The 23,833-nt window shown below is 63.7% G+C and carries 28 protein-coding genes; 15 read left to right on the top strand and 13 right to left on the bottom strand.

What is annotated here, in order from left to right; translation table 11 throughout:
- Positions 1-8: 8 nt before the first annotated feature.
- The 4 genes from CSC74_RS03880 to CSC74_RS03895 all read right to left on the bottom strand — a co-directional run bounded on the left by CSC74_RS03880 (position 9) and on the right by CSC74_RS03895 (position 3,470).
- Complete coding sequence (locus CSC74_RS03880; RefSeq protein WP_162313078.1) at positions 9-647, bottom strand: glutathione S-transferase family protein; 639 nt, start codon at positions 645-647, stop codon at positions 9-11.
- A complete protein-coding gene (locus CSC74_RS03885) occupies positions 644-1,201 on the bottom strand; it encodes a GNAT family N-acetyltransferase (protein WP_162313079.1) in 558 nt (185 codons plus the stop codon). Before CSC74_RS03885 ends, CSC74_RS03880 begins: the two co-directional genes overlap by 4 nt.
- A gap of 151 nt (positions 1,202-1,352) precedes the next feature.
- On the bottom strand, positions 1,353-2,516 hold the full coding sequence (locus CSC74_RS03890) for an acyl-CoA dehydrogenase family protein (RefSeq protein ID WP_162313080.1): 1,164 nt from the start codon (positions 2,514-2,516) through the stop codon (positions 1,353-1,355).
- Positions 2,517-2,648: 132 nt separating this feature from the next.
- Positions 2,649-3,470: a glycine zipper 2TM domain-containing protein gene (locus CSC74_RS03895; RefSeq protein WP_162313081.1), complete on the bottom strand. Its 822-nt coding sequence runs from the start codon at positions 3,468-3,470 to the stop codon at positions 2,649-2,651.
- A gap of 170 nt (positions 3,471-3,640) precedes the next feature.
- On the opposite strand from CSC74_RS03895, the gene CSC74_RS03900 reads away from it, so the two are divergent.
- Together CSC74_RS03900 and CSC74_RS03905 are read left to right on the top strand one after the other, a co-directional pair.
- Positions 3,641-3,865, top strand: a complete 225-nt coding sequence (locus CSC74_RS03900) for a DUF6116 family protein (protein ID WP_162313082.1) — start codon at positions 3,641-3,643, stop codon at positions 3,863-3,865.
- Positions 3,866-4,663, top strand: a complete 798-nt coding sequence (locus CSC74_RS03905) for a TatD family hydrolase (RefSeq protein ID WP_162313711.1) — start codon at positions 3,866-3,868, stop codon at positions 4,661-4,663.
- Positions 4,664-4,723: 60 nt separating this feature from the next.
- Here CSC74_RS03905 and CSC74_RS03910 read toward each other — a convergent pair whose 3' ends face one another.
- Positions 4,724-5,518: a tRNA threonylcarbamoyladenosine dehydratase gene (locus tag CSC74_RS03910; RefSeq protein ID WP_162313083.1), complete on the bottom strand. Its 795-nt coding sequence runs from the start codon at positions 5,516-5,518 to the stop codon at positions 4,724-4,726.
- 76 nt (positions 5,519-5,594) lie between these two features.
- Between CSC74_RS03910 and CSC74_RS03915 the strand changes: the two genes are divergently transcribed.
- Positions 5,595-6,038: a cytochrome c gene (locus tag CSC74_RS03915; protein WP_162313084.1), complete on the top strand. Its 444-nt coding sequence runs from the start codon at positions 5,595-5,597 to the stop codon at positions 6,036-6,038.
- A gap of 157 nt (positions 6,039-6,195) precedes the next feature.
- Entirely contained in the window at positions 6,196-6,678 is a 483-nt protein-coding gene (locus CSC74_RS03920; RefSeq protein ID WP_162313085.1) for a glycine zipper 2TM domain-containing protein, read from the top strand.
- 101 nt (positions 6,679-6,779) lie between these two features.
- Here the strand turns inward: CSC74_RS03920 and CSC74_RS03925 are convergent, their stop codons facing one another.
- The gene (locus tag CSC74_RS03925) at positions 6,780-6,989 is read right to left on the bottom strand and encodes a cold-shock protein (RefSeq protein ID WP_093280354.1); all 210 of its coding nucleotides are present in this window, start codon (positions 6,987-6,989) and stop codon (positions 6,780-6,782) included.
- 230 nt (positions 6,990-7,219) lie between these two features.
- Here CSC74_RS03925 and CSC74_RS03930 point away from each other — a divergent pair, with 230 nt between their 5' ends.
- From CSC74_RS03930 to CSC74_RS03940, 3 genes are all read left to right on the top strand, one after another.
- The gene (locus tag CSC74_RS03930; RefSeq protein WP_162313086.1) at positions 7,220-7,708 is read left to right on the top strand and encodes a DUF456 domain-containing protein; all 489 of its coding nucleotides are present in this window, start codon (positions 7,220-7,222) and stop codon (positions 7,706-7,708) included.
- Positions 7,709-7,781: 73 nt separating this feature from the next.
- The gene (locus CSC74_RS03935; protein ID WP_162313087.1) at positions 7,782-8,939 is read left to right on the top strand and encodes a phospholipase A; all 1,158 of its coding nucleotides are present in this window, start codon (positions 7,782-7,784) and stop codon (positions 8,937-8,939) included.
- 169 nt (positions 8,940-9,108) lie between these two features.
- On the top strand, positions 9,109-10,227 hold the full coding sequence (locus CSC74_RS03940) for a sterol desaturase family protein (RefSeq protein ID WP_162313088.1): 1,119 nt from the start codon (positions 9,109-9,111) through the stop codon (positions 10,225-10,227).
- Between the two features lie 94 nt (positions 10,228-10,321).
- Here the strand turns inward: CSC74_RS03940 and CSC74_RS03945 are convergent, their stop codons facing one another.
- The 4 genes from CSC74_RS03945 to CSC74_RS03960 form a co-directional block, all read right to left on the bottom strand.
- A complete protein-coding gene (locus CSC74_RS03945; RefSeq protein ID WP_162313089.1) occupies positions 10,322-10,957 on the bottom strand; it encodes a glutathione S-transferase family protein in 636 nt (211 codons plus the stop codon).
- Positions 10,958-11,152: 195 nt separating this feature from the next.
- Positions 11,153-12,682 carry a fumarate hydratase gene (locus CSC74_RS03950; protein ID WP_246192933.1) on the bottom strand — a complete coding sequence of 510 codons (1,530 nt, stop codon included), beginning with the start codon at positions 12,680-12,682 and terminating at the stop codon, positions 11,153-11,155.
- Positions 12,683-12,847: 165 nt separating this feature from the next.
- Positions 12,848-14,131, bottom strand: a complete 1,284-nt coding sequence (locus CSC74_RS03955) for a right-handed parallel beta-helix repeat-containing protein (RefSeq protein WP_162313091.1) — start codon at positions 14,129-14,131, stop codon at positions 12,848-12,850.
- Positions 14,128-15,096: a right-handed parallel beta-helix repeat-containing protein gene (locus CSC74_RS03960; RefSeq protein WP_162313092.1), complete on the bottom strand. Its 969-nt coding sequence runs from the start codon at positions 15,094-15,096 to the stop codon at positions 14,128-14,130. The genes CSC74_RS03955 and CSC74_RS03960 overlap by 4 nt, the downstream gene beginning before the upstream one ends.
- A gap of 356 nt (positions 15,097-15,452) precedes the next feature.
- Between CSC74_RS03960 and CSC74_RS03965 the strand changes: the two genes are divergently transcribed.
- Both CSC74_RS03965 and CSC74_RS03970 read left to right on the top strand, forming a co-directional pair.
- A complete protein-coding gene (locus CSC74_RS03965; RefSeq protein WP_162313093.1) occupies positions 15,453-17,351 on the top strand; it encodes an ABC transporter ATP-binding protein in 1,899 nt (632 codons plus the stop codon).
- 23 nt (positions 17,352-17,374) lie between these two features.
- On the top strand, positions 17,375-17,752 hold the full coding sequence (locus CSC74_RS03970; RefSeq protein ID WP_162313094.1) for a hypothetical protein: 378 nt from the start codon (positions 17,375-17,377) through the stop codon (positions 17,750-17,752).
- 88 nt (positions 17,753-17,840) lie between these two features.
- Here CSC74_RS03970 and CSC74_RS03975 read toward each other — a convergent pair whose 3' ends face one another.
- From CSC74_RS03975 to CSC74_RS03985, 3 genes are all read right to left on the bottom strand, one after another.
- Positions 17,841-18,407 (bottom strand): DUF488 domain-containing protein, encoded by a 567-nt coding sequence (locus CSC74_RS03975; RefSeq protein ID WP_162313095.1) that lies wholly within the window; start codon positions 18,405-18,407, stop codon positions 17,841-17,843.
- A 24-nt stretch (positions 18,408-18,431) separates the two neighbouring features.
- On the bottom strand, positions 18,432-19,229 hold the full coding sequence (locus CSC74_RS03980) for an amidohydrolase (protein WP_162313096.1): 798 nt from the start codon (positions 19,227-19,229) through the stop codon (positions 18,432-18,434).
- A 108-nt stretch (positions 19,230-19,337) separates the two neighbouring features.
- Positions 19,338-20,486, bottom strand: a complete 1,149-nt coding sequence (locus CSC74_RS03985; protein ID WP_162313097.1) for a pyridoxal phosphate-dependent aminotransferase — start codon at positions 20,484-20,486, stop codon at positions 19,338-19,340.
- A 93-nt stretch (positions 20,487-20,579) separates the two neighbouring features.
- Here CSC74_RS03985 and CSC74_RS03990 point away from each other — a divergent pair, with 93 nt between their 5' ends.
- The 6 genes from CSC74_RS03990 to ccmE are packed head-to-tail and all read left to right on the top strand — an operon-like array spanning position 20,580 to position 23,792.
- A complete protein-coding gene (locus tag CSC74_RS03990) occupies positions 20,580-21,056 on the top strand; it encodes a DUF3293 domain-containing protein (RefSeq protein WP_162313098.1) in 477 nt (158 codons plus the stop codon).
- 28 nt (positions 21,057-21,084) lie between these two features.
- Positions 21,085-21,729 (top strand): heme ABC exporter ATP-binding protein CcmA, encoded by a 645-nt coding sequence (gene ccmA, locus CSC74_RS03995; RefSeq protein WP_162313099.1) that lies wholly within the window; start codon positions 21,085-21,087, stop codon positions 21,727-21,729.
- Positions 21,726-22,409, top strand: coding sequence for a heme exporter protein CcmB (gene ccmB / locus CSC74_RS04000; protein ID WP_162313100.1), 684 nt, complete (start codon positions 21,726-21,728; stop codon positions 22,407-22,409). Before ccmA ends, ccmB begins: the two co-directional genes overlap by 4 nt.
- Positions 22,410-22,423: 14 nt before the next feature.
- On the top strand, positions 22,424-23,170 hold the full coding sequence (ccmC, locus tag CSC74_RS04005) for a heme ABC transporter permease CcmC (protein ID WP_162313101.1): 747 nt from the start codon (positions 22,424-22,426) through the stop codon (positions 23,168-23,170).
- On the top strand, positions 23,167-23,331 hold the full coding sequence (locus CSC74_RS04010; protein ID WP_162313102.1) for a heme exporter protein CcmD: 165 nt from the start codon (positions 23,167-23,169) through the stop codon (positions 23,329-23,331). The genes ccmC and CSC74_RS04010 overlap by 4 nt, the downstream gene beginning before the upstream one ends.
- Positions 23,328-23,792 (top strand): cytochrome c maturation protein CcmE, encoded by a 465-nt coding sequence (gene ccmE, locus CSC74_RS04015; RefSeq protein ID WP_162313103.1) that lies wholly within the window; start codon positions 23,328-23,330, stop codon positions 23,790-23,792. Before CSC74_RS04010 ends, ccmE begins: the two co-directional genes overlap by 4 nt.
- The last annotated feature ends 41 nt before the right edge of the window (positions 23,793-23,833 follow it).

Genomic DNA, 23,833 nt, shown 5'->3' on the forward strand with positions numbered 1-23,833 from the left:
GTTCGTCTTCAGGAAGAAGCCAGGCGGGCGGCGACTTCATCGCTGACCGCGGGCATGGGAGTGAAACCCGGCATCGCGCGCACCCGCGCGAGCCAGGCGGAAACCAGGGGGAATTTGCCGAGATCGAAACCGCCGTCTTCGGCACGGTCGGTGTAGGCGAACAAGGCGATGTCGGCGACGCCGTAACCGGCGCCAGTGAACCACTGCGCCGATGCCAAGTGCTTTTCCATCACCGCCAACGCCTGTTCGCCCCGCTCGATCAATCGCGGGAGGTCGGCGCGACGCGGGGAATCCAGCGGCGTCCAGCCACGAATGAAACGCGCGACCGCGACATAAGGTTCATGGCTGTATTGCTCGAAGAACATCCAGCTCAATGCCTGCGCGCGTTGCCATGCCTCGGTTGGCAGATAGTCCGTACCCTCGGCCAGGTAACAGAGAATGGCATCCGATTCGACCAGGACACGGCCGTCTTCCAGTTCCAGCATCGGCACCTTGCCGTTGGGGTTCCGGGCCAGGTATTCGGGCGTGCGGGTCGCACCATTCGCGCTGTCGACTTCGATCCAGCGGTATTCGCGGCCGAGTTGCTCAAGCAGCAAGCGTACCTTGTGGCAATTGCCGGAAGTGGACATGCCATACACGGCGATCATGTCCTGTCCTCCGCCTTGCGGCGCGCCATCCACTCTTCCCGCGACTGCCCCCAGATTTCGACCGGCTTGGCATCGTGCGGCGCCGGCAGCCAGCCCATGCGCAGGAAGCGCGAGCCGAGCTTCGCGGCGACGGTTTTCGAGTTCCGGTTGTCCTCGGCGATGGTGTGGATCATTTCGCTCCAGTCCAGGCGGTCGAAGGCCCAGTCGGTGGCCGCGGCCGCGCCCTCTGGCGCGAAACCCTTGCCCCAATGCTCACGGGCGATGCTCCAGCCGACTTCGGTTCCCGGCCAGCCTTCCGGTTGCCATGGGCCGAGACGTCCGACCCATTGGCCGGTCGCTTTCTCGATCACCGAGAACATGGCGAAACCCTTGAGGTGCCAGATCCCGATCATGGCGGCGAAGCTGCGCCAGGCCACCGGACGCGATTGCGTCCCGCCGATATGCCGTGCTGCTTCCTCGTCGGCGATGAAAGCCGCCCACGCCTCGAAATCCTGGGCCTGCGGCGGGCGCAGGATCAGGCGTTCGGTTTCGAGTTGCAGGTCGAAGATGCTCATGGACTCTCGCTTTGTCCTTCTCCCACCGGAAGAAGGTGCCCGAAGTGCGGATGAGGGAATGCCCTTTCCGCTTGCATCGAAAAACGGATGCGGGAGGCTCCTTCCCTCCTCCGCCGCTACGCGCCCCCTTCTCCCGGTGGGAGAAGGGGAATCAGAACGCATTGATCCCGGTAAGCTCCCGCCCGATCACCAACTGATGCACGGTCTCAGTGCCTTCATAGGTGATGACCGATTCCAGGTTCAGCGCATGGCGGATCGCAGCGTGTTCGGTGGTGATACCGGCTCCGCCGAGCAGATCGCGGCATTCGCGGGCGATGTCGATGGCCATGCGGCAGTTGTTCCACTTGGCAAGCGAGACCTGCGCCGGCTGCATGGTGCCCGCATCCTTCAGGCGACCGAGTTGCAGCGACAGCAGCTGCGCCAAGGTGATGCGGCGGGCCATCTCGGCCATCTTGATCTGCGCGCTCTGGGTCGCGGCCACCGGACGCTCGAACAGGATGCGTTCCTTGGTGTAGTTCAGAACTTCGTCCAGGCAGGCGATGGCCGCGCCGATCGGGCCCCAGGTGATGCCGTAACGGGCCTGGGTCAGGCAGCCCAGCGGGCCTTTCAGGCCCTTCACGTTGGGCAGGCGATTGGCTTCGGGCACGCGCACGTTGTCGAAGAACAGCGCGCTGGTCACCGAGGCGCGCAGGCTCATCTTTTTATGGATCTCTTGCGCCTTGAAGCCGGCGAAATCCTTCTCCACCACGAAGCCCTGGATGCCGTCCTCGGTCTGCGCCCAGACGATGGCGATATCGGCCAGGTTGCCGTTGGTGATCCACATCTTGGAGCCGTTGAGGATCCAGTCGCCACCATCGCGCTTTGCATTCGTCTTCATGCTGGCCGGGTCGGAACCGCCCTGCGGCTCGGTCAGGCCAAAGCAGCCGATGACCTTACCAGCGGCCATGTCCGGCAGCCAGCGCATGCGCTGTTCTTCGCTGCCGTAGGCGTAGATGGGATACATGCACAACGAGGACTGCACGCTGACGAAGCTGCGGATGCCGGAATCGCCACGCTCCAGTTCCTGGCAGATCAGGCCATAACTGACGCCATTGAGGCCGCCGCCACCGTATTGTTCCGGCAACGAGGAGCCCAACAAGCCGAGATCGGCGATTTCCGGGACCAGTTCCTGGGGAAAACGGCCTTCGGCGAAGGCGTCGCCGATGATCGGGCGCACGCGCTCGTCGGTGAAGCGGGCCACGGTGTCCTGCACCGCACGTTCTTCTTCGCTGAGCAGGGAACGGATATCAAACAGGTCGTAGGGGTGCAGGGCCATGCGCGGAAACCGGTTCGGACAATCCGCCATTGTATTCGGCACCTATAGAGCACCGTAACCCCCTGTTCCGCCGACAGGAAACGGAAAAGCCGGCGAAATCGCCGGCTTTCCTGGTAGATATGCCGAAGCGGCTCAGCCCTGCGGATTGCCATCCACCGAAGCGGTCTGGGTCACCACCTTGCCGTCGATGACCGGCAGGCGGTCGGCCGGCTTTTCATCCATGCGCACGGTCTTTTCCTCACCGTCGAAGCGGTAGGTCACGTTGTAGCCCACCACCTTGTCGGTGTCGCCCATGGCGATGCGGGTACCGGGCTTGCTGCCCATGCGCATGGTGCCGGTGGTGCCATCGGCGTTGCGGTAGGTCACGTTGTACCCGGTGACGCGCGAGGACTCGGAGCTGGTGTTCTCGGTGTGGCACTGGCGCTCGGTCCGACTGACAACCTTGCCGCCGACATGGTTCTTGTCGACCTTGTTGCCGATCAGGCCGCCGGCCACGGCACCTGCGGCAGTAGCTGCCTTCTTGCCGTTGCCACCGCCCACCTGGTTACCCAGCAAGCCGCCGATGACCGCACCGGCCACGGTACCGCCGACATTGCCATCGCGCTCGGGCAGGCGTTCCTGCACGACCACGTCGTTGCAGACTTCGTGCGGGGTGTTGGTAGTGGTGGTCTCGCGCACCGGCTCGGTGCCGATCACGGTGGCGTACACCTTGTTCTTGTTGGTGATGGGGTCGACCTTGACCACTTCCGCATATTGCAGAGCATTCGGTTCGATCTGGCCGTCGACCGCCGGCGCATCGTCCAGCGCGGTGCTGGCGGCATCGATAGGTTCGCCGGTGGTGGCGTTGACGAATTCCGCGGGCTTCTCGCGATTATTCATGTAGGCGGCCGTCGCTATGCCGCCGAACAGCAGTGCGCCAGTGGCAATCAGGATCGTGGTGGTGTTGCTTTTCATGTCGACCTCCGGGCGGGCGGCTCCCGCGTTATGGTTGAGTCAATTGCAGCACGACATAGCTGAACAAGAACCGGTTGCCCCTGCCCGAAACCACCCACAACGTGAACCGCTGCGCCCTGTCCTTCAGGCGTGCTAGCGTGTCTGCCGTCACACCTCGAACGAGTCTCCCAATGGCTAGCCCCCTATTGTTGCCACTGATGAACTGGGCAAGGAAATTGCGTTACCCGGCCCTCTTCAAGATCACCGCAGCGCTTTTCCTCGTTACCCTGGTGATTCCCGACCCGATACCGTTCGTTGACGAGATCCTGCTTGGATTGGGCACTTTGTTGCTGGCCAACTGGAAGAATCGCAAGGGTCCGGCAGTAATCGACTCTTCCGACCGATCGCAGTCCTAGATCCCCGTGCTGACCGACAGCCATTGCCATCTCGATGCGCCTGAATTCGACCACGATCTTGATGCGGTAATCCGACGCGCCCATGCTGCAGGAGTCATGCGTCAGGTGATACCGGCGGTCGAGGCAAAAGGGTGGCCGCGCTTGCGGAACCTCTGCAGAGCCGGAGCAGGCCTGTTCCCTGCCTACGGCCTGCATCCCATGTACCTGTCATCGCATCATCCGGCGCACTTGCGGGAACTTGGCGAATGGATCGCCCGCGAGCGCCCCGTGGCGGTAGGCGAATGCGGCCTGGATTTCTTCGTCGATGGGCTGGACCAGAATGCCCAGCGACTCTATTTCGACGGACAACTGGCCCTGGCACGCGATTTCGACTTGCCGGTGATCGTGCATGCCCGACGCGCAGTCGATGCGGTGATCGCTTCCTTCAAGCGCATAGGCGGGCTGCGCGGCGTGGTCCACAGTTTTTCCGGCAGCCCCGAGCAAGCCCGACAACTCTGGCGATTGGGTTTCCTGGTCGGCATCGGCGGCCCGGCCACTTATTCTCGCGCCAACCGCCTGCGTGGGCTGGTCGCGGAAATGCCGTTGGAACACCTGCTGCTGGAAACCGATGCCCCGGACCAGCCCGATGCGGGCATCCGCGGACAACGCAACGAACCGGCCAGGCTTCCCTTCATTTGCCAGACCATCGCCGAACTCCGCGGCGTGGATGCCGAAGTCATAGCCGCGGCGACCTCGGCCAACGCGCAACGGCTTTTCAAGTTGCCGGTTGCGGCATCGGGCGACGTAGGAGCGACGTAAGTCGCGAAACCTGAAGACACGTTGCGTGGTTTCGCGACTTACGTCGCTCCTACGTAGTCCCTACGATTGCGGCTTTTTAAGCAGCAACTCCAACGCCTTGGCGACCATGGCAAATGCAAAGGCGCCGGTGATGTGCGTGGCCGCGCCCAGTCCCGCGCCGCAATCCAGCTTCAGCGCCGCATCGGCGCCCAACTGCGGGCGCAAGCCGCAGACGCTGCCGTCGGCTTGCGGATACTTGACGTTTTCCAGCGAATACACCGCCTGCACGCCGAAATAGCGATCCGGGTTCTTCGGGAAATTGAACTCGCTGCGCAACTTCTTGCGGACCAGCGCCAGCAGCGCGTCGTGCTCGGTGCGCGACAGGTCGCGCAAGCGGATCTGGGTGGGATCGGTACGCCCGCCCGCCGAGCCGGACACGACGATCGGCAGCTTGCGGCGGCGGCACCAGGCGATCATCTCCACCTTGGTGCGGAAACTGTCGCAGGCATCCAGGACCAGGTCGAACCTTCGATCCAGCAGCGATTCCAGATTGGCGGCGGTCAGGAACATAGGCACCGCATCCACTTCGATCAGCGGATTGATCGCGCGGCAGCGATCGGCCATGGCTTCCGACTTGTTGCGACCGTACTGGCCTTCCAACGCGGGCAACTGGCGGTTGGTGTTGGAAACGCAGATATCGTCCGCGTCGATCAGGGTCAGGTGGCCCACGCCCGAACGCGCCAATGCCTCCACCACCCAGGAACCGACACCGCCCATGCCGACCACGGCCACGCGGCTGCCGGCATGCCTTTCCACCGCGCCGCTCCCATACAGACGATCGATGCCGGCGAAGCGTTCGCGCAGTTCCTTCTTCATCCAGCCATTGTAAACGTGGCGGAACCGGCGACGTGCGTCGTACTATCCCTGCAACACAACCAAGGGAAGCCAGTGCATGTCCAGCCAACCCACGAGCCCGTCCAATGCTCCCCGTTATCTTTTCCTGTTCCTGCTTGGTCTGGTCATCGGGGTCATCGGCCTGGTGATGGTGCTGCGCGCCGTCGAAGGCCGCAAGACCTGGCAGGACCGCTTCCCCGAAGCCGCCATGCACGTGATGGAGGCCCACGTGCAAGAACTGCGCGTGACCGCCGCAGCCAATCGCTGCAACGCAACCGACGTGCTGCCGCACCTGCAGACGCTGCGTTACCTGGCCAACGATCCCGAACTCGCCTTCCCTGAACTCAGGGACGATGCACGCTTCACCAAGCACGCTGGCGAGCTGCGGGCGACATTGGACGGCCTGCTGGCAACGCCTCCTCTGGGTTGCCCCGGTGTCGAGGCCGCCAGCAAGCAGATCGGCGTGGCCTGCAAAGCCTGCCACCAGGATTTCCGTGGCTGAATCGCTGCTGGCGCTTCGCTGGCTGATCGCCCGACGCCGGGTTCCGGTTGACGCGCGGTTCATCCAATAGCGAACAGGATGGCGTCCACGAAGCACGGGGCTGTGCTTCCTTCGACTTCCAACCGCCAATGCCCGCAAAGGGCTCAAGGAGAACCGCATGAAGATCCGCTTGCTTGCCCTCAGCGCCGTAGCCGCCGCCGCGTTGGCCGGTTGCGCCACCACTTCCCCCGGTTACGGCAGTTCGTCGTCCTATCCGTCATCGAACTATCCGTCATCGAGCGCGTCGTCCCGCTGCTATGACTGCGGCATCGTTGTCGGTATCGATGCGGTCGGCTCGGGCCGTACCGCTCCCTCCAAGACAGGCGCAGTATTGGGCGGTATCGTGGGCGCCATCGCCGGGCATGAAATTTCCGACAAGACCGGCGGCAGCAAGGGCAACCAGAACATCGCCACCGTCGCAGGTGCGGTCGGCGGCGCGGTCGCCGGCAACGCGATCCAGAACCGGGCGACCGGCGACAGTTATGACGTGCGCGTGCGCATGGACGATGGCCGCACCGTTGTAATCAATCAGCGCAACATCGATGGCATCCGCGAAAATACCTATGTGCGCGTGGTCAACGGCAAGGTCGTCTTGCGCTGAACCATCGCACCCGCGATGCGAGTCCAAAGAAAAACCCGGCCTAGGCCGGGTTTTTCTTTTTCCACGAACCGGCCCGGGGCCGGCGCTTGATCAACAGCCGGTCAGAGTGCTTCCACCGCGTCGGCCTGCAGGCCCTTCTGGCCCTGGACCACGGTGAAGCTGACCTTCTGGCCTTCCTTCAGGCTCTTGAAACCCTGACTCTGGATGGCGCGGAAGTGCACGAACACATCCTCGCCATTTTCGCGGCTGATGAAGCCGAAGCCCTTGGCATCGTTGAACCACTTGACGGTACCGTTTTCGCGATCTGCCATTTGTACTAACTCCTTGGAACGGGTGGTGGATACGCCGTTAGCGCGGCGGCTGGTTGCAAGGAGGAAGCGTGTAACGATCTAGCGGAACATGGTTCGACCGCATCAGGCCACAATTCACGGCGGCCTTGGCAAGCGCAGCGCCCGAACAGTAACTCGCCATTTCTGAAAATGCAATAATTTCGCCGGCCGTCACGGTCTTCGTAAGTCATTGATTTAACTAGGGGAAATTCTTGGAAATCCAGTCGCTTTACTACGCCCTCGCAGTCGTCCTGGTCCTGGTCGGCATTGCAGGGGTGATTTTGCCGGCCCTGCCCGGCCTTCCCCTGGTCTTCGCAGGCATGCTGCTGGCGGCCTGGGCCGGCGATTTCCAGAAGATCAGCTGGATCGCCCTGGTGGTGCTGGGCCTGCTCACCTTGCTGTCGCTGGCGGTGGATTTCTTCGCGACCATGATGGGGGCCAAGCGCGTGGGCGCCAGCCCGAAGGCATTGCTGGGCGCCGTGGTCGGCACGTTCGCCGGGCTGTTCCTGGGAGGTCCGATCGGCTTGTTCGCTGGACCCTTCATCGGCGCGCTGCTGGGCGAGCTCTGGCACGGCCGCGAATTGGGCAAAGCCGCCAAGGTCGGCCTGGGCACCTGGCTGGGCATCCTGCTGGGCACGGTACTGAAGCTCGGGCTTGCGTTCGCTATGCTGGGCTTGTTCGCGTTCGCCTGGTTCGTGTGAGCGCGATGCGACGCAAGCCGTGGTTAAACTGGCCGGGATTTCGCACCCGCCCTTCGCAACCATGAGCTCCCCCATGATTCGTACCCGTGTACGCCATACCCTCCTGGTTTCTGCGATTGCCGCCGCGTCCAACGCAATGGCGCAACAGGCACCCGCACCAGCGACACCGGAAGCTTGCGTGGCGATCGAAGTCGATGCCACGCGCCTGGCCTGCTACGACGCCGCATTCAAGCATGGCAGCAGGGACACCCGCGCTGCCGATGCCGCCGCCAGACAGGCGATCGATCTGGCCAGGCAACAGCGCAGGACCGGAGCGACGGATGAAAAAGACGACACCTTGGGCGAACGCGCTCGGCATCGCCTTGGCGCGGTATTCGGCAATGACGATGCCTATGCCGCGGCGCGCGCCAATGCCGGCAAGGGTTCCCTGCTCGACAGCCGCTGGGAACTGGCCAAGGACTCGAAACTGGGCGTGTTCCAGATGCGCGCCTACAAGCCGGTCTATCTTTTGCCCGCGTTCTGGACCAGCAACATCAATGAGGCGCCTTACTCGCCCAATCCGGACAACACCGTGACCGCGCCGCAGGACCTGACCAGCGTGGAAACCAAGTTCCAGATCAGCTTCAAGACCAAGATCGCGGAGAACCTGTTCGGCGACAACGGCGACCTGTGGACCTCTTTCACCCAGAGCTCGCGCTGGCAGGTCTACAACGGCGAGCAATCGCGTCCGTTCCGCGAGACGAATTACGAACCGGAAGCGATGCTGGTGTTCCGCAACAACTACAGCCTGGGCGACTGGAAAGGCCGCATGACCGGGATCGGCATCAACCACCAGTCCAACGGCCGGGGCGACCCGTTGTCGCGCAGCTGGAACCGGGTGATCCTCAACATCGGCCTGGATCGCGAGAACTGGGCGTTCGTGGTGCGGCCATGGTGGCGCATCCCCGAAGGCCACGATGACGACAATCCGGATATCGAGAACTACTTCGGCCGCGGCGATGCGATGCTGGTGTACAGCAAGGGCGGACACGAATTCTCGCTGTTGGGCCGGCATTCGTTGCGCGGCGGCGACGACTCCCATGGATCGTTGCAGATGGACTGGGGATTCCCCATCGACCGCACCCTGCGCGGGCACCTGCAGGTCTTCCATGGCTACGGCGAAAGCCTGATCGACTACAACCACAAGGCTACCTATGTCGGCCTGGGCATCTCGTTGCTGGAGTGGTTCTGACCGCAGCCCATCGCATGGCGATCCTGAGCTCGGCCCTTCGATGCCACGCCGAGAGTGGCGCTGCCTCGAGGGGAAGCCATAGCCATCGCATAGGTCGGGCGATTCTGCGGTCGTTTGTTTTTCCGCGTTTGGCAGGCGACTATTCGCCCACCTGAACCGGCCCTACGCCATGCCCGACCAGCCGCGACCCAAGCGTTCTTACGCCGCCTACTCCTCCGCCCTGCTGGGGCTGCTCAGCCTGTTCGGCGTGCTGTGTTTCCATTTTCCGGACCTGCTGACCAGTCGGGAATTCCGCGCGGTCTACAGCGAGACCTTCGCCCGGCACCTGCTGCTGGTGGGGTTGGTGGCCGCTTTCCTGCTGGGGACGCTGGCCATCCTGCGCGATCGCAACAAACGGATCGCATTGATCGGCGTGGGCGGCGCGACCCTGGCGGTCCTGCTGGGCGGCACCAACGTGCAGTTCGACTCGATCGGAAAGACGCCGTACTCGCTCGGACTGGACTGGTTCGTGATCTCGCTGTTCTTCTCCGCGCTGGTGTTCGTTCCCATCGAGCGGTTCCTGGGCAAGCGCGCGATATCTCCATTGCGCCCGGGCTGGCGCACCGACCTGGTCTATTTCTTCATGAGTCACATGCTGGTGCAGTTCATCCTGATCCTGGTCACCGCGTCGACCTCGACCATCGCCGGGCTTGCCGCGTTCCCCGCGCTGAAGGATGCGATCCAGTCGCTGCCGGTGTGGGCGCAATTCCTGATCGCGGTCTTCGTGGCCGACCTGGCCCAGGCTCTGCTGCATCGCGCGTACCACAACATCCCGTGGCTCTGGCGTTTCCATGCCGTGCACCACTCGAGCCGCGAGATGGACTGGCTGGCGGGCTCGCGCATCCACTTCGTCGAGATCGTGCTGACCCGCAGCGCGGTGCTGCTTCCGTTGCTGATCCTGGGTTTCTCGAACTCGGCGGTGAATGCCTACGTGGTGCTGGTCGGCCTGCAGGCGGTGCTTGCCCACGCCAACCTGGGCATCCGTTTCGGACCGCTGGAATACCTGCTGGTGCTGCCGCGCTACCACCACTGGCACCATGCGCGGCAAAAGGAATTCATCGACGTCAACTACGCCATCCACCTGCCGCTGGTGGACATGCTGATGGGCACCTTCAAGCTGCCGCGCGACCAGTCGGAGTGGCCCGGGGAATACGGGGTGATGAAACTGGAGACCGTGCCGCGCGGCATCCTGCGCCAGCATCTGATGCCGTTCCAGGGCGGGAAGAAGTTCGACGATCACGTGGCTTGAGCTTCCATATGCAGGAGCGGGCCTTGCCCGCGATGCTCTTGCGCGATCCGGCCTAGAGGCATCGCGCCCAAGGGGCGCTCCTACGGAAGAAGCGTCAGGTCCAGTCGGTCAGTCCTTCGCGCGCGCAGACCTCGCGGAACGACGGCAGCGCCTTCATCCGCGAGGCATGCGCGAGCAGTGCCGGCCAGCTGTCGGTCGGCCTGGGCATGTTGCGCGACCAGCGCATCAGCATGGTCAGCACGAAATCGGCGGCGGACTTGCGTTCACCGAGCAGGAACGGGCCATTGATTTCGAGATGATCATTGACCTGCTGCCAGGCGTATTCGATCGCGGCACGCGAGGATGCCTTGACCTTGTCGATGTTTTCCCCGCCCGCCGGCTCGTCCGGATAGAACCAGCCACGGTAAGCAGGCATCAGCGTGTAGGCGCAGAAGAACATCCAGCGGTAGTAAGCGGCGCGCTCCGGCGAGCCGATGGCCGGCGCGAGCGCCGCCTGCGGGTACAGGTCGGCCAGATGCATCGCAATGGCGGCGGATTCGGTCAGCACCTGCCCGTCGACCAGCAGCGCCGGCACCCTGCCCTGCGGGTTGATGGCCAGGTATTCCGGCGACTTCTGCTCATGCTTGTCGAAGTCGAGCATCTTCAGTTCGTGCTCGATGCCGAGTTCGATCAGCAGCCAGTGGACGACCAGGGAGGCGGTGCTTTGGGAGCCGTAGAGGATGATGGACATTCGGTTCTCCGGGTATTTGGATTCGTCATTCCCGCGAAGGCGGGGATTTCAACAGCCGGATGGCTGGTCATCGCTCTGCCGTTGGATCACAACCACTTTGCCGAAGAGCGATTCCCGCCTTCGCGGGAATGACGAGCTCCAGGCTTGACCGGCTACGCGACTGCTGAAAAAGTCGCCTGGTTGGCGAGCTGAACTTTACGCGACAACCACCGGAATCTTGCCGATCCGGGCCTGCCACTCCTTCGGGCCGGTCTGGTGCACGGATTCGCCGGTCGAATCGACCGCGACCGTCACCGGCATGTCCTTGACCTCGAATTCGTAGATCGCCTCCATGCCCAGGTCGGCGAAGCCGACCACACGCGAAGCCTTGATCGCCTTGGAGACGAGGTACGCCGCGCCGCCGACCGCCATCAGGTAGACCGACTTGTGCTTGCGGATCGCCTCGATCGCGACCGGGCCGCGTTCGGCCTTGCCGACCATGCCCATCAAACCGGTTTCGCTGAGCACCTGCTCGGTGAACTTGTCCATGCGCGTGGCGGTAGTCGGGCCAGCGGGACCGACCACTTCGTCGCGCACCGGATCGACCGGGCCGACGTAGTAAATGAAGCGCCCCTTGAAATCGACCGGCAATTCTTCGCCACGGTCGAGCATTTCCACCATGCGCTTGTGCGCGGCGTCGCGGCCGGTCAGCAGCTTGCCGTTGAGCAGCAGCACTTCGCCGGGCTTGAAGCTGGCCACGTCCTCGGCGGTAATCGCGTCCAGGTCCACACGCCGGCCCCTGGAGGTGTCGTAGGTCAGCTTGGGCCAGTCTTCCAGCGACGGCGGATCCAGCATCACCGGCCCGCTGCCGTCGAGCACGAAATGCGCGTGACGGGTGGCGGCACAGTTGGGAATCAGCGCCACCGGCAGGTTGGCGGCATGGGTCGGGAAATCCTTGACCTTGATGTCCAGCACCGTGGTCAGGCCGCCCAGGCCCTGCGCGCCGATGCCCAGCGCGTTGACCTTTTCGTACAACTCCAGGCGCAGTTCCTCGGCGCGATTCGACGCGCCGCGCGCCTGCAGGTCGGCGATGTCGATGGGTTCCATCAAGGCTTCCTTGGCCAGCAGCATCGCCTTCTCGGCGGTGCCGCCGATGCCGATGCCGAGCATGCCCGGCGGGCACCAGCCCGCTCCCATGGTCGGCACGGTCTTCAGCACCCAGTCGACGATGGAATCGGAAGGATTGAGCATGGCGAACTTGGATTTGGCCTCCGAGCCGCCACCCTTCGCAGCGACGATAACGTCGACCGTATTGCCCGGCACCACTTTCATGTTGACCACGGCCGGGGTGTTGTCTTTCGTGTTGGTGCGCTTGCCGGCCGGATCGGCCAGCACGCTGGCGCGCAGCTTGTTGTCCGGGTGGTTGTAGGCGCGGCGCACGCCTTCGTTGGCCATGTCCTCCACGCCCATGGTCGCGTCGGCCCAGCGCACGTCCATGCCGATCCGCAGGAACACGGTGACGATGCCGGTGTCCTGGCAGATCGGCCGGCGGCCTTCGGCGCACATGCGCGAATTGATCAGGATCTGGGCGATGGCGTCCTTGGCCGCCTCGGACTCCTCGCGCTCGTAGGCGGCGGCCAGGTTCCTGATGTAGTCGACCGGGTGGTAATAGCTGATGTACTGCAGCGCGTCGGCGACGCTCTGGATGAAGTCTTCCTGCTTGATTGCGGTTGAACCTATGGTCACGGCTTGCTCTGGGCTGGCGAGGGATCCGGCAGGTGATTTTAATGCAAAGTAGCAGCCGAGCTGGCTGCCACTTTGGTAAGGATTGTTCTGCCCAGTCGGCATCAATCAACTCAGTTTGTTCGCGAAGCCGTTACGAACACCGACTCAACGGCTGCCCGAAATCCTTCACTGAACGGCGTTTCGAGTAGCTCTGCGCTCTTCGGCCATGGGGCGTGGGCGGATCCGAGGGGCCGGTCCGATCACCGCTTGCTCCACCGCAGGCTGGGACGCGGAGGTTGCCGTAGTGCTGGGTAAAGCACCAGGCTTCGACGGCACCTTGGGCTGGGAACCGTTGACAGCCGTGGGAAAGAGGGTCCGCACTTCAATGTTCTCGGAAGCGACAAGGCAACCCGCGAAAGCCGGGGTCGCAAAACCGATACTGAGGTTACCCACGCATTCCGCTGCCTCCAGGGCAATCCCGTCGGTCGCATAGGCGAATGTGTTCAAAGGGTGCTGCCGGATCATGAGTTCATTGCCCTGGATGATCGTACCTGTGGTGAGCACATCCTGACCGGGCGGCTTGGGCCAGCGATACAAGGCCCGCAAGGATATCCCGTGGACCATCGCATCCGGTCCTGTAACGCGCAAGTCTAGAATCTTGTTGCCTAGGAGTTTAGCCTCCTGGCTACCGACGACCTCGATCCCAATTGCCTGTTGGCTGCCTGCGATACCGACGATGACGTTGTCCTGGATCACGGCGCCAGTGGAAGGCTGGTCACTCGTTCCGTCGAACGAACTGAGCAGTATTCCGATGCCCCTGTCGGGCGGGCCGAGAAAGTAGTCCATTGCCACGATACGATTTCCGGCGATCAGCGTGCCGTTCCCCGCCAGATGGATACCTATGCCGGTATTGCGGATATCGTTGTTCAAAGCTTGCAGGCCAGTGCCGCCAACCCCGCCCCGGATACCGAATGTGAAATCCTCGATCACACAGTTTGTGACGATCACTCCGGTCAGGGCTGCCTGGATGAATACGCCTTCGTTGCCCTCCGCACGGGAGGCGGGGCGCAGGGATTTCCCCTGGCAATCGATAGTGACATCACTGGCCAGGATCCTGACCGCCGTGTGGTACGGGCCCTCCAGGACCAAGTCCTGATCAAGCACATAGGTCCCTGGATTGGATATGGTGAGCGTCTGATTCGGCACTATGGCAGCTGCGACTCGCGCAGGCAGCCGACTACGTTGCATCGCCGGACGACGTCGGAATGCTTCCCTATCCGGCCTGTTCGGGCTTTCGGCCAACCTTGTTTCGCGAATCGCCGCCGCGGGCATGCGCGATTCGCTTTCAGCCGCATACGCATTGACGCCCGATATGGTTGAAAACAGCAACGATGCCTGGATAAAAGATTTCATCACTCGCCCGTTTGTGAATGGATATCGCGCCTGTCCCCGCATATCGGCCATGGTCATTGCATGATCACATTGCCATCTTGCTCGCTGCAGATGGAATAGCTGATCTGCGCGAATCCGATGGCGGTATTATCAGTACACCTGCTTTCGGCATCCCGCAGATCGGCATCCCACAAGTAGATGTCCTCGTAACCATCCACTCCTGGCCTGGATGACATCATCACGTTGTTCCTGATCAGAGCCCCCACGGTGGGACCAGGGTGGTCTTGCTCAATGTAATAAAAGTACAGATAGACAATTGCTTCTGTATTGGGCCGGATATCCAGAATAGAGTTATCCGCTATGACCGGCCGAATGCTGGGAGTCACTGTGATGCCGAACGATTGATAGTCACCACGAACATCGGCGACCACATTGTGGGAAATCACAGCATCCTCGGAAAGCACGTCCGCATTCCCGTCAAACGCCGTCAATACCATGCCTGTGCTCGTTCCGGCGCTGATGGTACGAAGACCGATTACCCGATTCTCCGAAACGAAGGCATTATGGCCGCGGATCATGATGCCGCGCACACCGCCATCCAGAATCCGATTGCGTATCAGCCGCGGTCTGTAATTGCGCTCGCCGACCGTGATGCCACCATCGAAATTGGATAGCGTGCAGTTCTGGATGGTGACGTCGGACAGATCGGCGTAGCCGACTACCCCGCGCGAGCCGGCGACCCTGACGCTGTCGGTAATGGAGTGCCCAAGGCAATCGAGAGTCACGTCGCTGGAATAAATCGAGATCGCGCTGGAACCAGTGTTTACCGCAGCCACCAGGTCGTTCGCCAGCACATAGGTACCTGGCGTCCTGATCTCGTAAGGTAGCGAAGTAATGATCGTCGTCGACTGTGCGTAGGCCATAGGCATTAACAAAGCCAGTGCCAGCACGCACGGCACAGCGCCGGTCGCACGACGATCCCCGGACACGGATCGACCGCTCCGGATCAACCAATCCAAAGCAAAAATGGCGTACGAACGCATGCATCCCCCCCTGCGAAGATGTCCGGTTAGAGACGAACGGGCGGTTGCCAACTCCCCATTGATGCAGTTCCACCACCCGGCTGCACAATAATCGAAGCCGTACTACCCGTCCACCAGTGGCCCAGCACGCCAACGGCGGCCACCTCCGCAGAGCGGAGCGGATACATCGGGATACTGCCACTGCTGGCTCGGTCCATGGATCCACCGGCATCCACTTGCCTGCTACAGCACCTAATAACCTGCGATGGTTGCATCTGCCCATGCCCGTCCAGGGCTGGATCGCCCAGACACGTGCCCGCCGCTGACTCCGACACGTCTTCATCGCCGAGCGGAAAGGATCACGGCACAATACGAACATGGCCGAATCCACAACCGCCTCATCCGCCGCTGACCCAAGTAAGCCAAAGCGGGGTGGCAAATCCGGGCCCAGCCTGCGCGAACGCTTCAACGCGATGCGCAACCTGCCTCCCTTCCTCAAGCAGATCTGGGCCACCAGCCCCTGGCTGACGCTGAGCAGCCTGGGCCTGCGCCTGGTGCGTTCGCTGCTGCCGATCGTCACCCTGTACATCGGCAAGCTGATCATCGACGAAGCCGTGCGCCTGGTCGCCCTCGGACTTGGTTTCGACAACCTCGGCGATGCACTGCGCGGTGGCCAGCTCGACCACTTGCTGTGGTTGCTGGCATTCGAATTCGTCCTGGCCATCCTCTCCGACCTGCTCGGGCGCATGGTCAGCTACGCCGATTCCCTGTTGTCCGAACTGTTCACCAACGCCACCAGCATCCGCCTGATGGAACACGCGGCGACCCTGGACCTCGAGGACTTCGAGGACCCCGACCTGCAGGACAAGCTCGACCGCGCCCGCCGCCAGACCATGGGCCGCATGAACCTGATGAGCACGCTGTTCGGCCAGGTGCAGGACGCGATCACCGTGATCAGCTTCGCCGCCGGCCTGCTGATCTACGCGCCCTGGCTTATCGCGCTGCTGGCGGTGGCGCTCGTTCCGGCGTTCATCGGCGAAGCGCATTTCAACGCGATGGGCTATTCGCTCAACTTCGCCTGGACGCCGGAACGCCGCCAGCTCGAATACGTGAAGCAGACCGGCGCCAGCGTGGAAAGCGCCAAGGAAGTGAAGATCTTCAACCTCCACCACTTCCTGATCGCGCGCTACCGGACCCTGGCCGACAAGTTCTACCAGGCCAATCGCACGCTGGCCAGAAAGCGCGCGATCTGGGGCGCGCTGTTCGCCGCATTGGGCACGCTGGGCTATTACATCGCTTACGCCTACATCGCCTGGCGCACGGTGCGCGGCGATTTCACCATCGGCGACCTGACCTTCCTGGCCGGCAGCTTCCGCCGCCTGCGGCAATTGCTGGAAGGCCTGCTGGTCGGCTTCTCGCAGGTCGCCAGCCAGGCGTTGTACCTGGACGACCTGTTCTCCTTCTTCGAGATCGAACCGGAAATCAAATCCCCCGAGAATCCGGTGCCGGTGCCGAAACCGATCGTGCGCGGCTTCGTGTTCGAGAATGTCGGCTTCCGCTATCCCGATGCCGAACGCTGGGCCGTGCGCCACCTCGATTTCGAACTGCATGCCGGCGAAGTGCTCGCTCTGGTCGGCGAGAACGGCGCCGGCAAGACCACCCTGGTGAAATTGCTGGCGCGGCTGTACGACCCGGACGAAGGCAGGATCCTGCTGGATGGCGTCGACCTGCGCGACTACGACATCGAGGAACTGCGCGCCAACATCGGCGTGATCTTCCAGGACTTCGTGCGCTACAACCTGACCGCCGGCGAGAACATCGGCGTGGGCCAGATCGACGCCATGGAAGACGGCGCGCGCATCCGCGAAGCGGCGCGGCGGGCGATGGCCGATGAGGTCATCGCCTCGCTGCCCAATGGCTACGACCAGCAGGTCGGCCGGCGCTTCAAGACCGGCGTGGACCTGTCCGGCGGCCAGTGGCAGAAGATCGCTATCGCCCGCGCCTACATGCGCGACGCGCAGGTGATGATCCTCGACGAGCCCACCGCGGCGCTGGACGCGCGTTCCGAATTCGAGGTGTTCCAGCGCTTCAAGGAACTGTCCGACGACCGTACCGCCGTGCTGATCTCGCATCGCTTCTCCAGCGTGCGCATGGCAGACCGCATCCTGGTCCTGAACGAAGGCCAGCTGGAAGCCAGCGGCACCCATGAGCAATTGCTCGCCCAGGGGGGCCGCTATGCGGAACTGTTCGAACTGCAGGCCGCCGGCTACCGCTGATGGAACGAACTGAAAGGAACCGCATGAAACTCATCGCATTGATCGCATTGGCCGCGCTCAGCGGAGCGTCGTCGGCCGCACCCGCGCTGGAGTATGTGGAAGCGAAAGCACTGGCCGACAAGGACGAGGCATCGCTGACGCAAGCCGAAACGACGAACCTGCTCCGGGCCCAAGGTGAACTGCTGGGTGCAGGCACCGCGGCCTGCGCCACGCCCAAGCCAGACCTGTCGCCCTTCGTGGTGGTGATGGAACTGGATGCCGAAGGCAAGGTCGTGCGCACCTGGCTGCAGGGCTCCTCACCGATCGGCATCTGCCTGCGCAAGTACGTCGCCGGCAAGGTGCTGGTCGTGCCGCAGCGGGTGCCGTTCTATTCCTCGCTGGAACTCTCGTTCTCGAAGTAGCTGCGGACTTCACAGAAACAAGTTTCCCAAGAGCGGATTTGATCGTGCCCAGTTTTATCTAAGGCTTTGCGGTGGGCCAAGGCCCACCTTACGGGAACAACGACGCTTGCTGGCTGCCTTCGACTTGGGCGGTGTAATCCAGTCGTCCCTCGACGATGCGTGCGGCCGAGGTATAGGGATGCTCTTGCTCGCGCCCTGGCGACAGCAGGTGGATCACTTCCCAGCCGGCGGCCTTGAAATCGTCGGCGATCAGACTGCGGTGGCATTGCCACCACATCGCCTCGGCGCACATCACCGCCACCCGCTTCTCCCGTGCCAATTGCGCCAGCCGCTCACGCGCCACGCGATAGCCCGGTGTCTGCATGTAGTCGGCATAACCACGGAAGCTCGCGTTGCGCCAGGCGACATTGGGCGAATCGGCGCGAGTCGGGCGGCGGCCGCCCAGCTCGGGCATTGGAACATAGGCGATGTCCGATCCCGCCAAGGCCGCGCCCATGACCTGGCCGCTGAATTGCGGATTGCGGCGGGAACCGGCGAAACGGCGCACGTCGGCCAGGATTTCGATGCGGGCCGCAAGCAGCATTGCCACGAACTCGTCCCATGTGCGACTCGAATGACCGATGGTCCAGAGCGTGCCGGTGTTGTTCCCTGTCATGCCGGAAGCGTATCGCCCCCTGCATTAGTCCAGCGAGAAAGCGTCTCCGTCCAGCATCGCCGGGAAACGCTCGCGGTGGGCCGCGAGCTCGGCTGCCGAAGCCACGCTGCTGACCACGCCTTCCTCGCCCGTGGTTTCGATCAGCGGCTGGCCGAGGAAATCGATCAATGCGCTGTCGCCCGAATACTCCAGCCCATTGCCGTCCACGCCCACGCGATTGACCGCAGCGACATAACAGAGATTCTCGATCGCGCGCGCGCGCAGCAGCGTCTTCCAGGCGTAGGCGCGCGCCGATGGCCAGTTGGCGACGAAGATCTGCAGGTCGAAATCCAGCTGGCCTGCGCGCTCGACGTCGTAGCGGTTGCGCGAATACACCGGGAAGCGCAGGTCGTAGCAGACCAGCGGATTGACCCGCCAGCCCTTCCATTCCACCGTCAGCCGCTTATCGCCGGCGGCGTAGCGCTTGTGCTCGCCGGCATAGCGGAACAGGTGGCGCTTGTCGTAGTACTGCAGGCCGCCATCGGGCGTGGCCCAGAGCAGGCGATTGAACACGCCTTCGTCGGTGCGCAACTGCACGCTGCCGGTGATGGCGGCGCCCAGCGCGGCCGCTTGCTCGCGGATCCACGTGACCGTCGGGCCGTCCATGCCTTCGGCCTTGTCGATGGCATCGTTGCTGAAGCCGCTGGTGAAGGTTTCGGGCAGGATCACCAGGTCGGTACTGCCGGCAAGCGGCTTGATCAGCTCGCCGTAATACTCGCGGTTGCCTGCGGGGTCGTGCCAACGGGTGGCGCCCTGGACCAGTGAAATTCTCAAATCCTGCATGTCATTCCCATCGCGGCAGTGCATGACGAAACGTAGGAGCGACGTGAGTCGCGAATACTTGCTTCTGGAATATTCATTCGCGACTCACGTCGCTCCTACGCGCTGTTCTCATAGTTTCAGCAATCGCTCGACCGCCGCATCCATGGTCGCATCGTTCTTGGCGAAGCACAGGCGCGCCAGGCGCTGGTCCGGCGGCGGCGATTCGTAGAACGGCGACAGCGGGATCGCGGTGACGCCATGCTCCACCGTCAGCCATTTCGCGAATTCCAGGTCCGGAAGATCGCTGACCGCCGAATAGTCCACCAACTGGAAATAACCGCCCGGCACCGGCAGCGGTTTCAGCTTCGTCGCCAGCAATTGCCCGTGGAAGCGGTCGCGCTTGGCCTGGTAGAACGCGCCGAGCTGCTCGTAATGCTCCGGTTCGTCGCGGATCATCGCCGCGAAGGCGTATTGCGCGGGCGAGAAGCTGGTGAAGGTGTTGTACTGATGGACCTTGCGGAATTCCGCGCTCAGCGCCGGCGGAGCGATGGCGTAGCCGATCTTCCAGCCGGTGCAGTGGTAGGTCTTGCCGAAGCTGGAGATGACGAAGGCGCGCGCGGCCAGCTCCGGGTGGCGCAGCACGGACTCGTGCCGGCGACCGTCGAAGACGATGTGTTCGTAGACTTCGTCCGAGACCAGGAAGATGTCGGTGCCGCGCAGGATTTCCGCCAGCGTGCGTAGGTCGGCTTCGCCGAGCATGGCCCCGGAGGGATTGTGCGGACTGTTGATCATCAGCATGCGGGTGCGGGGAGTGATCGCATCGCGGACCTTCTGCCAGTCCACGGCGAAAGTCCGCGGATCCAGCGCCACATGCACGGCCCGGGCCCCGGCCAGGTCGATGGCCGGTTCGTAGCAGTCGTAGGCGGGGTCCAGCACGACCACCTCCTCGCCCGGACGCACCACGGCGTGGATGGCGTTGAAGATGGCTTCGGTGGCGCCGCTGGTGACGGTGATCCCGGTATCGGCATCGACTGCGGCGCCGTAGCAGCGCAGCGCCTTGTCGGCGATGGCCTGGCGCAGCGCCGGCACGCCGGTCATCGGCGCATATTGGTTGTGCCCGGCGCGCATGGCCGCGTCCAGCTCGTCCACCAGCCGTTGCGGCACGGCGAAATCGGGGAAGCCCTGACCCAGGTTGACCGCTCCGTGCTCGGCGGCCAGTTGCGACATCACGGTGAAGATGGTGGTGCCGACCTTGGGCAGTTTGGTTGCGAGGGGCATGGACGCTCCGTGGATCGTGGGTGGTAGGTCGTGAGTGGCGATTTGTAAGAAACAGGAGTGTACGCAATGCCGGAGAACGGCGATGATGTGCCCATGAACGGGGGCGAAAATCGCGAGCCGCAGATGGCCGCACTGGCCACGGCGTATGCGTTGGCGCACTACTTCGTGACCATCGGCCACCGCGAGTGGCTGTTCGGCGTCGGCCAGCCTGCGGTGGACATCGAGCGCGAACTCGGCGCCGGGCGATATCTGTTCATCACCGCCTGGAATCCACCCTCCCGCCCAGCCACCACGGCCGAGAACCTGGCGGCCGACGAACGCCTGCAGGCACGGCTGAAGGAGGCTGGTTTCAGCCACCATTCCGCGCTGGGCTGCAATGCCCAGGGCGGCGCGGTGGAATACGGCTGGATAGTGCTTGACGTGCCGCTGGAAAGCGGCGATGCGTTGGCCCGTGAATTCGGCCAGGCCGGCACCCTGTATTGGCAGCGCGGCGAACCGGTGCGCCTGCGCATGTTGTCGCCGCAGCCGGCCGGTACCGACGAACAGCCGCACATAGACTGGGCCGGATGAAGCGGATGCGCCTTTACAATAGGCGCAGATGAACCCTTCCACCCAATCAGCCCCGCCGCTGCTGGCCGCGCACGGCCTGGCCTTCACCCGCAACGACGAACCCGTGTTCGGCCCGCTCGATTTCGTGGTGGCCGCCGGCGAAGCCCTGCTGGTCCAGGGTGGCAACGGCGCCGGCAAGACCACCCTGCTGCGCGTGCTGGCCGGCCTGCTGCGCGCCGACGCCGGCGAGATCCATATCGATGGCCGTGCCGCCAGGGCCGACCTCCGCGCGCATGCGATCGCCTACCTGGGCCATCTGCCCGCGTTGAAGGCCGATCTGGACACCCTGGAGAACCTGGATTTCCTGTGCGGCCTGCACGGACGCCGCGCGCGCCAGCTGCCGGGCAACGCGCTGGCCATGGTCGGACTGGCCGGTTATGAATCCACCCTGGCGCGCCAGCTTTCAGCCGGGCAGAAGAAGCGGCTTTCGCTGGCCCGCCTGTGGCTGTCGCCTGCGCCGCTGTGGCTGCTGGACGAGCCCTACGCCAACCTAGACCTGGACGGGATCAACCTGGTCAACCGGATGATTTCCGCGCACTTGCGCGACGGTGGCGCCGCCCTGGTGACCACCCACGGCGCGTATGCCGCACCACCGGTGCAGACACGGATGCTGGTGCTGGAGCGCGCCGCATGAACGGGCCATCCTTGTTCCAGGCCGGCAAGGCGCTGCTGGTCCGCGACCTGCGTCTGCTCTGGCGCCGTCGCGGCGACGCTTTCCAGCCGGCGTTGTTCGCCCTGCTGGTGGTGGTGCTGTTCGCACTGGCATTGGGCGGCGAGCCGCAGGCGCTCGGCAAAGTCGCCCCGGCGGTGTTGTGGGTGGCGGTATTGCTGGCCGGCCTGTTGTCGCTGGATACGCTGTTCCGCGGCGATGCGGAGGATGGTTCGCTGGAACAGTGGATCCTGGCCCCGGTGCCGCTGGCCTGGCTGGTGCTGGTACGCGTGTTCAACCACTGGCTGACGACGGCATTGCCGCTGATCGTGGCCACGCCCCTGCTTGGGGAACTTTTGCATCTCCCGCACAGCCAACTGCCGGTACTGCTGGGCTCGCTGGCATTGGGCACTCCGCTGCTGAGCCTGCTGGGCGCGGTGGTGGCGGCGCTGACGGTCGGAATGAGGCGCTCTGGTATCCTTGTCGGCCTGTTGGCGTTGCCGCTGTACGTGCCGGTGCTGGTGTTCGGCGCAGGCAGCGTCGCTGCGACCGCACAGGGCCTGGATGGGGGTGGCGCCCTGCTTCTGTTGGGCGCCGGACTAGTACTGACGCTGGTACTCGCCCCTCTGACCGCCGCCGCCGCGATCCGCATCGCCTTGCACTGAAATCCGCCCTGCCCATGAATCCCGTTCTGCTCTGGTTCCACCAACTCGGTTCGCCGCCGGTCTTCGACCGTTTCGCGGCGCGCTGGGCGCCCTGGTGCTATCTGGTCGCATTGCCCCTGATCGGCATCGGCTTGTGGCAGGGGTTGTTCGTGGTGCCCGCCGACTACCAGCAGGGCGACAGCTTCCGCATCTTCTACATCCACGTGCCCAGCGCGATGATGAGCATGCTCGTATTCGCGCTGATGGCCGCGTACGCGGCCATCGCCCTGATCTGGCGGATCAAGCTGTGCGAGATCCTGGCCATGGCCTGCGCCCCGATCGGCGCCGCGTTCACCGTCATCACCCTGGCCACCGGTTCGATCTGGGGCAAGCCGATGTGGGGCGCATGGTGGGACTGGGACCCGCGCCTGACCACGGAACTGATCCTGCTGTTCCTCTATCTCGGGGTGATGGGCCTGTACAACGCCATCGACGACCGCCGCGCCGCCGCGCGCGCCGCCGGCCTGCTGGCCATCGTCGGCGTGGCGTTGTTGCCGGTGATCAAGTATTCGGTGGTGTGGTGGAATTCGCTGCACCAGGGCCAGACCATCAGCCTGTTCGGCAAGTCGGGGATGGACTCCAGCATGGAGTGGCCGTTCTGGCTGGTGTTCGCGGGCGTGCATGCCTGGTTCTTCGGCTCGCTGCTGTTGCGCGCGCGCGCCGACAACCTGCGCCGCGAGGCCGGCAAGGACTGGGTGGCGAAAATGGCGGCCCGGCCATGACCTATCTGAACTATGTGATCGGCGCCTATGCGGTGTTCGCCGTGGTGATGCTGTGGGACTTCGTGGTCCCGCGCCTGCAGATCCGCCGCGAGCTGCGCGCCGCCCGCCTGCGCAAGACGCGCGAGAAAAAACCTTCCCCACCCGTCGAGTTGACGCGATGAATCCCGTACGCCACCGCCGCCTGCTGCTGGTCCTGTTGCTGGCCGCCGCCGCCGCCATCGCCACCACCCTGGTGGTGTTCGCCCTGCAACGCAACGTCGCCTACCTGTACACGCCAGCGGAAGTACTGCGCGGCGAAACCGGCGAGCGAGCGCGCTTCCGCCTGGGCGGCATGGTCGAAAAAGGCTCGTTCCAGCGCACGCCGGGCTCGATCGAGACACATTTCAAGGTCACCGACGGCGACGCGCAGTTGCCGGTGGTGTATTCGAAGATCCTGCCGGACCTGTTCCGCGAGGGCCAGGCGGTGGTCGCCACCGGCACCATGCAGGACGGCGTGTTCGTGGCCGAGGACGTGCTGGCCAAACACGACGAAACCTACATGCCGAAGGAAGTCGCGGACAAGATGGGCATCGCGCACAAGAAGCACGATGTTCCGGAGACTGCGGCGGAGCCAGCGCCTTGATCGCAAAAGACGTGGATTCCGTCGGTCGCGCCGAGCGCACC

Source organism: Pseudoxanthomonas yeongjuensis (genome assembly GCF_010093345.1).
GTDB lineage: Bacteria > Pseudomonadota > Gammaproteobacteria > Xanthomonadales > Xanthomonadaceae > Pseudoxanthomonas_A > Pseudoxanthomonas_A yeongjuensis.

What these genes read in the sequence shown, in the direction of transcription:
- CSC74_RS03900 (WP_162313082.1), top strand. Translation starts at nt 3,641, where the DNA reads ATGGCTAGCCCCCTATTGTTGCCACTGATGAACTGGGCAAGGAAATTG.
- ccmB (WP_162313100.1), top strand. Translation starts at nt 21,726, where the DNA reads ATGAACGGGCCATCCTTGTTCCAGGCCGGCAAGGCGCTGCTGGTCCGC.
- CSC74_RS03945 (WP_162313089.1), bottom strand. Translation starts at nt 10,957, where the DNA reads ATGTCCATCATCCTCTACGGCTCCCAAAGCACCGCCTCCCTGGTCGTC.
- CSC74_RS03980 (WP_162313096.1), bottom strand. Translation starts at nt 19,229, where the DNA reads ATGCAGGATTTGAGAATTTCACTGGTCCAGGGCGCCACCCGTTGGCAC.
- CSC74_RS03970 (WP_162313094.1), top strand. Translation starts at nt 17,375, where the DNA reads ATGAAACTCATCGCATTGATCGCATTGGCCGCGCTCAGCGGAGCGTCG.
- CSC74_RS03925 (WP_093280354.1), bottom strand. Translation starts at nt 6,989, where the DNA reads ATGGCAGATCGCGAAAACGGTACCGTCAAGTGGTTCAACGATGCCAAG.
- ccmE (WP_162313103.1), top strand. Translation starts at nt 23,328, where the DNA reads ATGAATCCCGTACGCCACCGCCGCCTGCTGCTGGTCCTGTTGCTGGCC.
- CSC74_RS03985 (WP_162313097.1), bottom strand. Translation starts at nt 20,486, where the DNA reads ATGCCCCTCGCAACCAAACTGCCCAAGGTCGGCACCACCATCTTCACC.
- CSC74_RS03990 (WP_162313098.1), top strand. Translation starts at nt 20,580, where the DNA reads ATGAACGGGGGCGAAAATCGCGAGCCGCAGATGGCCGCACTGGCCACG.
- ccmC (WP_162313101.1), top strand. Translation starts at nt 22,424, where the DNA reads ATGAATCCCGTTCTGCTCTGGTTCCACCAACTCGGTTCGCCGCCGGTC.
- CSC74_RS03940 (WP_162313088.1), top strand. Translation starts at nt 9,109, where the DNA reads ATGCCCGACCAGCCGCGACCCAAGCGTTCTTACGCCGCCTACTCCTCC.
- CSC74_RS03955 (WP_162313091.1), bottom strand. Translation starts at nt 14,131, where the DNA reads ATGACCATGGCCGATATGCGGGGACAGGCGCGATATCCATTCACAAAC.
- CSC74_RS04010 (WP_162313102.1), top strand. Translation starts at nt 23,167, where the DNA reads ATGACCTATCTGAACTATGTGATCGGCGCCTATGCGGTGTTCGCCGTG.
- CSC74_RS03880 (WP_162313078.1), bottom strand. Translation starts at nt 647, where the DNA reads ATGATCGCCGTGTATGGCATGTCCACTTCCGGCAATTGCCACAAGGTA.
- CSC74_RS03960 (WP_162313092.1), bottom strand. Translation starts at nt 15,096, where the DNA reads ATGCGTTCGTACGCCATTTTTGCTTTGGATTGGTTGATCCGGAGCGGT.
- CSC74_RS03890 (WP_162313080.1), bottom strand. Translation starts at nt 2,516, where the DNA reads ATGGCCCTGCACCCCTACGACCTGTTTGATATCCGTTCCCTGCTCAGC.
- CSC74_RS03920 (WP_162313085.1), top strand. Translation starts at nt 6,196, where the DNA reads ATGAAGATCCGCTTGCTTGCCCTCAGCGCCGTAGCCGCCGCCGCGTTG.
- CSC74_RS03910 (WP_162313083.1), bottom strand. Translation starts at nt 5,518, where the DNA reads ATGAAGAAGGAACTGCGCGAACGCTTCGCCGGCATCGATCGTCTGTAT.
- ccmA (WP_162313099.1), top strand. Translation starts at nt 21,085, where the DNA reads ATGAACCCTTCCACCCAATCAGCCCCGCCGCTGCTGGCCGCGCACGGC.
- CSC74_RS03965 (WP_162313093.1), top strand. Translation starts at nt 15,453, where the DNA reads ATGGCCGAATCCACAACCGCCTCATCCGCCGCTGACCCAAGTAAGCCA.
- CSC74_RS03975 (WP_162313095.1), bottom strand. Translation starts at nt 18,407, where the DNA reads ATGACAGGGAACAACACCGGCACGCTCTGGACCATCGGTCATTCGAGT.
- CSC74_RS03895 (WP_162313081.1), bottom strand. Translation starts at nt 3,470, where the DNA reads ATGAAAAGCAACACCACCACGATCCTGATTGCCACTGGCGCACTGCTG.
- CSC74_RS03885 (WP_162313079.1), bottom strand. Translation starts at nt 1,201, where the DNA reads ATGAGCATCTTCGACCTGCAACTCGAAACCGAACGCCTGATCCTGCGC.
- CSC74_RS03915 (WP_162313084.1), top strand. Translation starts at nt 5,595, where the DNA reads ATGTCCAGCCAACCCACGAGCCCGTCCAATGCTCCCCGTTATCTTTTC.
- CSC74_RS03935 (WP_162313087.1), top strand. Translation starts at nt 7,782, where the DNA reads ATGATTCGTACCCGTGTACGCCATACCCTCCTGGTTTCTGCGATTGCC.